This is a genomic window from Veillonella sp. CAG:933, from assembly GCF_000431435.1.
Lineage (GTDB): Bacteria > Bacillota > Negativicutes > Veillonellales > Veillonellaceae > Veillonella_A.
Genome location: NZ_HF986172.1, coordinates 8,490 through 18,029, shown reverse-complemented (window position 1 = coordinate 18,029; position 9,540 = coordinate 8,490). Strand labels below are relative to the sequence as shown.

11 protein-coding genes and 1 riboswitch are annotated in these 9,540 nt (G+C 44.5%); all 11 genes read left to right on the top strand.

Going from position 1 to position 9,540, the window contains the following annotated elements:
• Positions 1 to 277: 277 nt before the first annotated feature.
• The 11 genes from QZL64_RS03565 (at position 278) to QZL64_RS03515 (ending at position 9,477) form a co-directional block, all read left to right on the top strand.
• Complete coding sequence (locus QZL64_RS03565) at positions 278 to 1,381, top strand: acyltransferase (RefSeq protein WP_021840638.1); 1,104 nt, start codon at positions 278 to 280, stop codon at positions 1,379 to 1,381.
• 207 nt (positions 1,382 to 1,588) lie between these two features.
• Positions 1,589 to 2,443 (top strand): D-amino-acid transaminase, encoded by an 855-nt coding sequence (gene dat / locus QZL64_RS03560; RefSeq protein ID WP_021840637.1) that lies wholly within the window; start codon positions 1,589 to 1,591, stop codon positions 2,441 to 2,443.
• Positions 2,444 to 2,450: 7 nt separating this feature from the next.
• Positions 2,451 to 2,963, top strand: a complete 513-nt coding sequence (locus QZL64_RS03555; protein ID WP_021840636.1) for a hypothetical protein — start codon at positions 2,451 to 2,453, stop codon at positions 2,961 to 2,963.
• 124 nt (positions 2,964 to 3,087) lie between these two features.
• Positions 3,088 to 3,191: riboswitch (SAM riboswitch) on the top strand.
• 87 nt (positions 3,192 to 3,278) lie between these two features.
• Positions 3,279 to 4,325 (top strand): methionine ABC transporter ATP-binding protein, encoded by a 1,047-nt coding sequence (locus tag QZL64_RS03550; protein WP_021840635.1) that lies wholly within the window; start codon positions 3,279 to 3,281, stop codon positions 4,323 to 4,325.
• Positions 4,306 to 4,959, top strand: coding sequence for a methionine ABC transporter permease (locus tag QZL64_RS03545; RefSeq protein WP_021840634.1), 654 nt, complete (start codon positions 4,306 to 4,308; stop codon positions 4,957 to 4,959). Before QZL64_RS03550 ends, QZL64_RS03545 begins: the two co-directional genes overlap by 20 nt.
• Positions 4,960 to 5,054: 95 nt before the next feature.
• On the top strand, positions 5,055 to 5,870 hold the full coding sequence (locus tag QZL64_RS03540; RefSeq protein ID WP_021840633.1) for a MetQ/NlpA family ABC transporter substrate-binding protein: 816 nt from the start codon (positions 5,055 to 5,057) through the stop codon (positions 5,868 to 5,870).
• Positions 5,871 to 5,973: 103 nt separating this feature from the next.
• A complete protein-coding gene (locus QZL64_RS03535; RefSeq protein WP_006556263.1) occupies positions 5,974 to 6,264 on the top strand; it encodes a YerC/YecD family TrpR-related protein in 291 nt (96 codons plus the stop codon).
• A gap of 7 nt (positions 6,265 to 6,271) precedes the next feature.
• Entirely contained in the window at positions 6,272 to 7,057 is a 786-nt protein-coding gene (locus QZL64_RS03530) for a TSUP family transporter (RefSeq protein ID WP_021840632.1), read from the top strand.
• Between the two features lie 19 nt (positions 7,058 to 7,076).
• Positions 7,077 to 7,844 carry an SDR family NAD(P)-dependent oxidoreductase gene (locus QZL64_RS03525; RefSeq protein WP_021840631.1) on the top strand — a complete coding sequence of 256 codons (768 nt, stop codon included), beginning with the start codon at positions 7,077 to 7,079 and terminating at the stop codon, positions 7,842 to 7,844.
• A gap of 245 nt (positions 7,845 to 8,089) precedes the next feature.
• Entirely contained in the window at positions 8,090 to 9,079 is a 990-nt protein-coding gene (locus tag QZL64_RS03520; RefSeq protein WP_021840630.1) for an antitoxin, read from the top strand.
• Between the two features lie 53 nt (positions 9,080 to 9,132).
• Positions 9,133 to 9,477, top strand: a complete 345-nt coding sequence (locus QZL64_RS03515) for a YkvA family protein (protein ID WP_021840629.1) — start codon at positions 9,133 to 9,135, stop codon at positions 9,475 to 9,477.
• Positions 9,478 to 9,540: the final 63 nt, after the last annotated feature.

The window sequence follows — 9,540 nt, the reverse complement described above, 5'->3', positions numbered from 1 at the left end:
CGGCAATGCAGCCCCGGCAGCACCTGCTACGGGTGGCATGTCCACTCAAATTCCGGTAACGCAGGAATAAGTGAGGCAGCATCAAATCTTAGCGGCAAAGGGTTGCGATTCAGCCGTTAAGAATAAGTGATATAGCATCAAATCTTAGCGGCAAAGGATTGCGATTCAGCCGTCAGGAATAGTGATGTAGCCGTAATTTACCAAAAGAAGTAACAGATATATACGGGACGGAGGGCTTAGTCCTTCGTCCCGTTTGTGTTAGAGAGGAGATACTGTTTTGAAACAGGCCTTTTTACCTGAAATAACTTATATGCGCGGTCTCTGTATGCTTGGCGTTATCGGCATACACGTAGGCTCATTTGCCCTCGCCAATCCGCAAGCCAATGTACAGTTAATCGGTTTGTTGGAGATTTTATCGCGCTTTACCGTGCCGGCATTTTTCTTCTTGTCAGCCTTCGGTTTGTTTTATCACACGTCAAGCTTTGACGAGTTTTCTTACAAGGATTTTCTGTGGCGCCGTTCCCGCGTTGTCTTGTTCCCCTATATTGCTTGGTCTATTTTATATATTGCGTATGCCGGGGCGACAGTGGGCAATTTTGCAGGCTTAACACCGCGCCATTTATTGCCGGCCTTGTTTTTTGGCAACGGCTACTACCACTTGTATTTCATGGTTATTTTGCTCTGGTTTTATCTTATGATGCCCCTTTGGCGGGCCATGGTGCGCGGTATTTTGCAAAAGCCCATTCTTTGGTTGTCGCTCATCTTCGTGGTTCAAGTGGCGTTCAACTTTTGGTCGTCCTATTACAGTGGCCAGATTAAGTTTGCTAATCACTGGCTTCAATATGCGTACTCCATGAAGCTCAATTATTGGGTGCTTCACTATATTTGGCTCTTCCTCTTAGGCGCGGTGGTAGCGGAACGCTATGAAGCAACCTGTGAGTTATTGTGGCGCTATAAAGGGCTTTTGACAATCACCTTTGCATTTTCGGTGGCCCTCATGATAGGCAGTTATTTTTACGTCCTCAATGAGCGGCATTATACTTTGTTGGAAGCGATTTACACGGTTCATCAATTGAGTCCTATGGGGATGCTCTATACCGGTGCCGCTACGCTGTTCTTCCTGTTCTTCTTCATTGCCACACCGATGAGCAGTGCCGCGAGGGCTATTTGGGAGCAGATTGGTGAGACGTCGTACGGGATTTACTTGATTCATCCGTTTATGCTCATCATTCTCTCGGCCGGTATGTTTGTGGCTAAATTGCAATATACGGCTTTGGTTGTTATCGGGCTCTATATTTCCACTGTTTGCATGTCGTACTTAGGGACTTTGCTTTTGAAAAAACTGCCGAAACCGGTGCGTCGTATTCTTTTGGGTCGCTAAATAATCTTTTTGACGGAGTACGCTGCTTTTGCTTGGCTGATAAACGATTTTGACTATACCGTAAATTGAATAGTTAATAAAATTATTTACCTTGTGGGCAAGTGTCCGTCGACTGTGCTATAATCGTTACATAAACAATATTTGATTTTTGTTGGATGTCCCGATGTGTAATTTCGGGTTGCCACATATGATATGCGAGGTGTTCTTATGAAAGAGTTAACCTATTTTAACGGTGAATTTGTAGAACCTGGTGCTAAATGCGTCAGCTTAGACGATCGCGGCTACTGCTTCGGCGACGGCGTGTATGAAGTAACACGCGTTTTTGACGGCCGTTGCTTTGCTTTTTCGTACCATCAGGACAGACTCTATCGCTCCATGCGCTTCATGGATATTCCGGTAAAAATGCGTCCGGAAGATTTGCAGGAACTGCATGAAATCATGATTGAACAGAGTGGTATTACGGACGGCTATATTTATCTGCAGATTACCCGTGGTGTGGAACCGCGTCATCATGCATATGATCGCTCCAAATTGGAACCGACCATGTACATGTATATTCGCCCGATCAAAGAAGATTTGAGCAAATTGGGTGAAGGTGTCAAAGCAATCAGTTTGCCTGACGAACGTTGGCTTAATGTGGATATTAAAACATTGAACCTCATTCCGAATATTTTGGCCCAGACCAAGGCTGAAAAGAAATTCGCTTATTCCGCCGTTTTATTCCGCGACGATATCTGCACGGAAGGGGCTACATCTAACGTATTTGCCGTTAAAGACGGCATTTGCTATACCCATCCGGCCAATAACTTAATTTTAAAAGGTATTACGCGCCAGCTCGTAGTAACTCGCGTCGCTCCGACAGCAGGCGTTTCCGTTATTGAAAAAGAGTTTGATCGTGAATTTGTTGAAAATGCGGATGAACTCTTCTTCACTGATACAATCGGCGGTATTATTCCGATTACGACCTATGATCGCAAGCCGGTTGGCAATGGTGAAGTAGGTCCTGTAGCCGCCAAATTGCGTGCCGGTTATGAAAAATTATTGGCAGAAGGGTTGGCTTAATTAATTTATGAATACCCGAATCATTACGGGGACGGGATTATTATTGGCGCTGGCTTTGCTTAGTCAAAGTCTGCGCCTTATTATTCCGTTGCCCAATATGGTAAGTATGTTTTTGATTGGCTCCTTAGTGGGGCTTTGTATGTTGGTGGCGGCCATGCGTTACGGCTTGGCAAGCGGTCTTGTTATTGCGTGGGCAACGCCGGTCATTGCGTTTATGCAGGCCATGTTGCCGTTCGCGCCCTTTGTGCCGCTCGTGGCGTTAGGAAATACGGTATTTGTAATACTTGGTTATCTCCTTAAAAATCAGTCCGTATGGCTGCAAGCTCTTGTATGCAGCGTGGCCAAATGCGTCGTTTTATATTGCAGTTTTGCCCTGTTATTTGTAGGTTTTGCCGTGCCGTATCCGATTGGACGGGCCGTTCTATTTATGATGAGTTGGCCACAGATTGTGACGGGCACGTTGGCTGTTATAGGGGCACGGTTCCTTTTGAATCACAGCTCACTGGGAGGCAATAAATAATCTTATCAATGGTTATATAAGAACTCTATAGGTAGCTATATAAAAGCCCTATAAGCTGTCTATGAGTCTTCTATTGACAGTCATTCGCTACAGTGTTATGATTTTATCACGCTAAAAATACATAGGTTCATCAAGAGTTGACTGAGGGACTGGCCCTATGAAGTCGCGGCAACCATCCGGTAAGGAACGGTGCCAATTCCAACGAAGCTAGGCTTCGACAGATGAAGAAACTGTAACTCTTCATGTGTGTGAAGAGTTTTTTTATTGTATTAAATATATTTCAAATAGAGAGTTAGAGAAAAGGAGAGCGATCACATGATTGAACTTACGCATATTAGCAAAGTTTATGACGGTCCGAATCGCGTAGAAGCGCTAAAAGACATTAGCCTATCCGTTAAAGAGGGCGAAATCTTCGGGGTTATCGGTCAAAGTGGGGCCGGTAAATCAACCTTGATTCGTTGTATTAATATGCTGGAACGACCTACATCCGGTTCTGTTGTAGTAGACGGTGTAGATCTTACGAAATTGAATGAAAAGGACCTCAGGGAACAGCGGAAAAACATCGGCATGATTTTCCAGCACTTCAATTTATTGTCGTCCCGTACGGTTTATGATAATGTAGCCTTCCCGCTGGAGTTGCAGGGGATGAGTAAAGCGGAAATCAAGGAACGCATTTTGCCGATTCTTGATATCGTTAAATTGGGCGACCGTTTGAATAACTACCCATCTCAGTTATCGGGTGGTCAGAAACAGCGTGTCGGCATTGCCCGCGCTTTGGCAAGTAATCCGAAAGTATTACTTTGTGACGAAGCCACGTCTGCGTTGGATCCGCAGACTACCAAATCCATCTTGGAATTATTGAAAGATATTAATGAAAAATTAAAATTAACTATCGTCCTCATTACACATGAAATGCAGGTTATCAAAGAAATTTGCGACCGCGTTGCCGTTATTGAAGGCGGCGTTATTTTGGAAGAAGGTCGTGTAGTCGATGTATTTACAGGCCCTAAAGAAAAGACAACGAAGGAATTCGTAGGGGCTATTATCAGTCATAAATTACCGGAAGAAGCATGGCGCCATCTCAATGTACAGCCCGATTGGAAAGACGGCTTACATCCGATTATTCGTTTGAACTTCACCGGGGATGTTGTGGATGAGCCGATTGTAGCGGGCATGATTCGCCGCTTCGGCCTCGATGTAAGTATTCTCTTCGGCGGCGTCGATTACATTCAAGACACGAGCTTTGGTCATTTGATTGTAGTGTTAGACGGTAACAGAGAGAATGAAGAGCAGGCGATTCAGTACTTGAATGAATTGCCTATTGGAAGCGAGGTGATCGGCTATGTCGCAACAAATCATTAATTTGTTGATTCAAGGTTTAGGCGAAACCTTGCAAATGACAGTTATCTCTACCATTGTATCCATGATTGTAGGGATTCCGCTCGGTGTTATTTTGGTAATCACCGGCAAAGGCCATATTATGGAAAATAAGGCAGTGAATGCCACATTAGGTTCGGTTGTAAATGCACTCCGTTCCATTCCGTTTATTATTTTGATGGTAGCGATTATTCCGCTGACCCGTATTATTGCCGGTTCCTCCATCGGGACTACGGCGGCTTGTGTACCGCTTACGATTGCGGCTATTCCGTTCTTGGCGCGTTTGGTAGAAACATCGATTCGCGAAATCAACAGCGGTGTTATTGAAGCAGCGCAGGCTATGGGGGCTTCACCAATGCAGATTATCCGCAAAGTGTTATTGCCGGAAGCATTGCCTACAATTATTGATAACATAACTGTTTTGGTAGTTAACTTAATCAGCTACTCCGCTATGGCCGGTGCTATTGGGGGCGGCGGTCTTGGGGATATCGCGATCCGTTACGGTTATCAGCGTTTTCAAGGCGACGTAATGTTGGCGACTATCGTTATCTTGATTGTATTGGTGCAATTGATTCAGTCTTGCGGTGATTTCTTGTCCCGCAAAGTGAATAAACGTTAAGCTTTTGTAAAAAGCATTGGCATGCATGACGTGCCGGACAGATAAGTTTTTTTGAAAAAGAAAAAGAGAGTAGAGAAAAGACTGGGAGGAAACATATGAAAAAATTAGCATTCTTATTGGCAGCCATCGCAACGTTCGCCTTGGTATTGGTTGGTTGCGGCAATGACAGCAAAGACGGCGCCGCAGCGGGGAATCATGAAATTTCCGTAGGTGTAACAGCCGGTCCGCACGCTCAGGTTATGGTTTTTGTAGCCAAAGAGGCGGAGAAACAAGGTCTTAAAGTTAAAGTCGTAGAGTTTAATGATTATATTCAGCCGGATGTGGCGCTTGAACAAAAAGAATTGAGTGCCAACTCCTATCAGCATCAGCCATTCCTTGACAACATGGTGCAGGAACGGGGGTTGAAATTAGTGTCTATCGGCAAAACAATTCTTTTGCCAATGGGTCTTTATTCCAACCAGTATAAAGATTTGGCTACTGTACCAAACGGTGCGAGCGTAGCGATTCCAAATGATCCGACTAATGGCGGTCGTGCTCTATTGTTATTACAGCAAGCAGGGCTCATTCAGTTGAAAGACGGCGGTTCGCCGAAATCTACGGTAGCGGACATTACCTCCAATCCTAAGAACTTACAAATTAAGGAATTGGAAGCCGCTCAGATTGCCCGTTCGCTTAACGATGTAGATATTGCTTTAGTTAATACAAACTACGCGCTTAATGCAGGGTTAAATCCTTTGAAAGATGCCGTTGTAGTTGAAAGCAAAGATTCCCCGTACGCTAACGTATTTGTTGTCCGTCAAGGCGATGAAAACAACGAAACTATTAAGAAATTATTGGCTGTTTACCAGTCTGATGCAACTAAGAAATTTGTAGAAGATACCTTCAAAGGTTCCATTATTCCGGCATTCTAGTCGGGTTGAAAAAGACTTTTTCACTTTTTTGTGTGAAAGTCTTTTTCTTTTGCTTAAATATGTATATAATAAAATTATCTAATTAAGCAAAGGGAGGATTCTTATGAGCGTCAATGAAAAACTACGTAATCCTTTAAATAATCAATTGTTTGAAGCCATCTTAGCCTTGAAAACAATCGACGAATGTTATGAGTTTTTTGAAGATATTTGTACGGTCAATGAATTGAAAGCGTTGGCACAGCGTTTGCAGGTAGCACGTATGCTGGAAGCCGGCGAAAGCTATGATAATATTGTGGAGACGACGGGTGCCAGTACAGCCACAATCAGTCGTGTAAAACGTTGCTTGGTCTATGGAGCTGATGGCTACAAAACTATTTTGGCACGTTTGAAATGAGGCATATATGGATGTAAGTTTTATTGATCCGGCACTTTTGATGCCGCTGATGTTATTTTTTGCCGGAGCGTTGGCCGGTTTTGTGGACTCCATTGTAGGCGGTGGCGGATTAATTTCCGTGCCGGCCATGTTGCTTACTAATTTACCGCCCAGTGTGGCACTGGGGAGTAATAAATTATCCAGTGTATTCGGGGCGTTAACGGCGGCTATTGCGTACGCTCGTTCCGGCAAAGTGGAATGGCCTTTAGTAAAACGCTTAATGCCGATTACGTTTGTAGGCTCCCTCCTCGGGACTTGGCTGGTTATCAGCATTCCCCCTTTATATTTAAAACCGATTATCATCGTGCTCCTCGTCAGCGTTTTGATTTTTGTGCTGTTTAAAAAAGACTGGGGCACAGTGACCACCTATGCGGGCGCATCGAAGCAAAAGTTGATTTTACTCGCCATCGGTGCGTTAGGTATCGGCTTTTATGACGGCTTTGTCGGCCCCGGCACAGGCACGTTTTTAATCTTTATGTTTATTTATGCCGGTTTTAACTTTTTATATTCGTCAGGCAATGCTAAGTTTTTGAACTTTACCAGTAATCTGGCGTCACTGATTCTGTTTATAAGTTTGGGTCATGTAGACTATGTGCTCGGCCTTTCGGCTGCGGCGGGACAGATTATAGGAGCTACGCTGGGGGCACGCTTGGCCATCAAAAAAGGTGTGGGCCTGGTGCGTTTTGTATTTATTGCCACCACCGTAAGTATGCTTTGTAAATTAACTTATGATTATATCGTTGCGCAATGGTGACAAAGGAAGGTGAGATACTATGCCAATTAACAGTGAAAATCAGGTGGCTCTTATTAGTGGCGGTACTTCCGGGATTGGTTTTGCTACGGCGCAATTACTACTCAAAAAAGGTTGGAGTGTTGTGATAAACGGTCGCAATGAGCGAGCCGGCCAAGAGGCGGTCGTTAAATTGCGTCGCATTTCGTCTAAAGTACGCTTTGTACAAGGGGATGTAAGTAAAGTCATGAATTGTCGGCGTATCGTTGATGAAACCTGTCGTTTGTTCGGCGATATCAGCGCATTGGTGACTGCCGCCGGTTTTTATAAAGAAGAACTCATTGATGATGTGACGGAACAGGACTTCGATGAAATGATTGGCACCAATGTGAAGGGTACCGTCTTTTTATGTCAGGCTGCCGCGCCTTGTTTGCGTCGTACGAAAGGCAGTATCGTAACCGTGTCCAGTGATGCGGGGATTCAGGGCAATGTGGCATGTTCCGTATACGGTGCATCTAAAGGTGCCATTGTAAGCTTTACCAAATCGTTGGCCCTTGAAATGGCCGTCCATAAGGTGCGCGTAAATTGCGTGTGCCCCGGCGATGTAGATACTTCGCTCGTAGCTCGCCAGCTTGCGGAAAGCGATCAGACCTTTGAAGAAGCTATGGAAGAAATGGCCATGCATTATCCGTTGGGCCGTATTGCCAAACCGGAAGAAATCGGGGAAGTCATCGCTTTTTTACTCAGTGAAAAAGCCTCCTTCGTAACCGGTGCCGCTTGGACTATTGATGGCGGCTTAACGAGTTGGTAATAACGGCCTATAGAGGCTTTCGACTCCCGATTAGGCGTATGGTTAGGCGTATGACTAGGCAAGCCGGATAGAACCTCTGTGCCGGGCGGAATTAAGTCGGCGTAAGATTGCATAATTAATATAGATAAATAAAGAGGATTTTTCACCCTTCATATAGAAATAGTTAGAATGAAGGGTTATAATTAAATTGAATAGTATTAATTTGTCTGTTATTTGACTTTACAGGTGATAAAGGAGCGATATAGATGGAAGATGTAAAAGATTTGATGACTCATCCGGAAGGAACGTTAGCAGCCGTAGAAGCGGAACTCGCGAATCGCGATGCTGAAATTGAAAATATCTGCCGTTGGGCGGCCGCTCGTGCCGGCGTACTCGTGATGGCACCAAAACTTAGCACCACTGCATTGATTGCCAATGATGCGTATATGGTAAGCCGCATTGCCGCTGTTTATGGTCATACGGCTACAGCCGGTGCGATTATCGGCTTCCTCGGCGGTTTGGGCGGTAGTGTAGTGAGCGCTTTATTGACGTCCGTATTCCCTAATCCGAAAGTTAAAATCCCATTGGCTATTTGCTTGACCTATGCCGTGGGCAAATGCGCTAAACTTTGGGTAGAAAACGGCATGCCTATGCCGGGCGATTTCTCCGAATACAGAGAACGTTTGACAGACATTATTGAGCATAATAAAACAACGGTGGGCATGTTGGTAAATTCGCCGCTTAAAGATAAACCGTTAGGCGATGAAAACAAAGACTTCTTAAAAGAAGCCGGTGTGGGCAGCGATGAATTCTTAGGCCTTAATAAATTCAATTTAGACAGCTTGTTGACGGGCGACTTATTGGAAAGCTTTGGCTCTATTAAAAACATAGTAATCGGTGTAGCCAGTGCGGCCGTAGCCGGTATTGCCGGCAAAGCTCTTGCCAATTCCGACAATGAGTATGTAGCCAATGCTAAACATGCTTTGTCCGGTATCGGTGCTTTATTGGCAACCGTAGGCTCCACAGCCATTGACTTGGCAGCCGGTACAGCTACATCCGCTATTAAATCGACCGGTGAAGCAAAATCTACCGTACTCGGCAAAGTGAGCGATATTTTGACATCCGCCGGCGATACTAAAGATGATGTAGTAGATAAAGTAAGCGACTTTGTTGCCTCCGCAGGGGATAAAAAAGACGAAGTTGTGGAAAAAGTAAGCGATGTTGTAAAAGGCATGAAAGACAATTTACAGAAATAATCACCGCGGCAATCCAGTATAGGTATACGAGAATTATAGGAGTGAGCATCAAAATGAATCCTTTGAAATTAATAAAGTATGCGAAATTCTTTTCGTCATCTAAGTTTTTAAATTTTGCCACCGGTGTCGGTAAAAATGTCGCCTTCTTGCGTCGTGCGGCTATTTTGTTCTATTGTTTTCGTGACCCTGACACCCCTAAGTACGTAAAAGCTATCGTGGCAGGCGCTTTAGGGTATTTGATCTTGCCAATCGATTTAGTATCGGACCGCATTCCGTTTATCGGTTGGGTTGATGATGCCGCTGTCATTGCGTTGGCGTTTAAAGTGGCTAACCGCTTTATTAAACCGATGCATCGTGAACAGGCTCAAAAACTTGTTCCATTCGGTTCAGAAGAATAAGAATTTATCAGCTTTTTGGGAAATGCTGAATAATAAAAAGGCCGACCTGCGAGATTTCTCGCA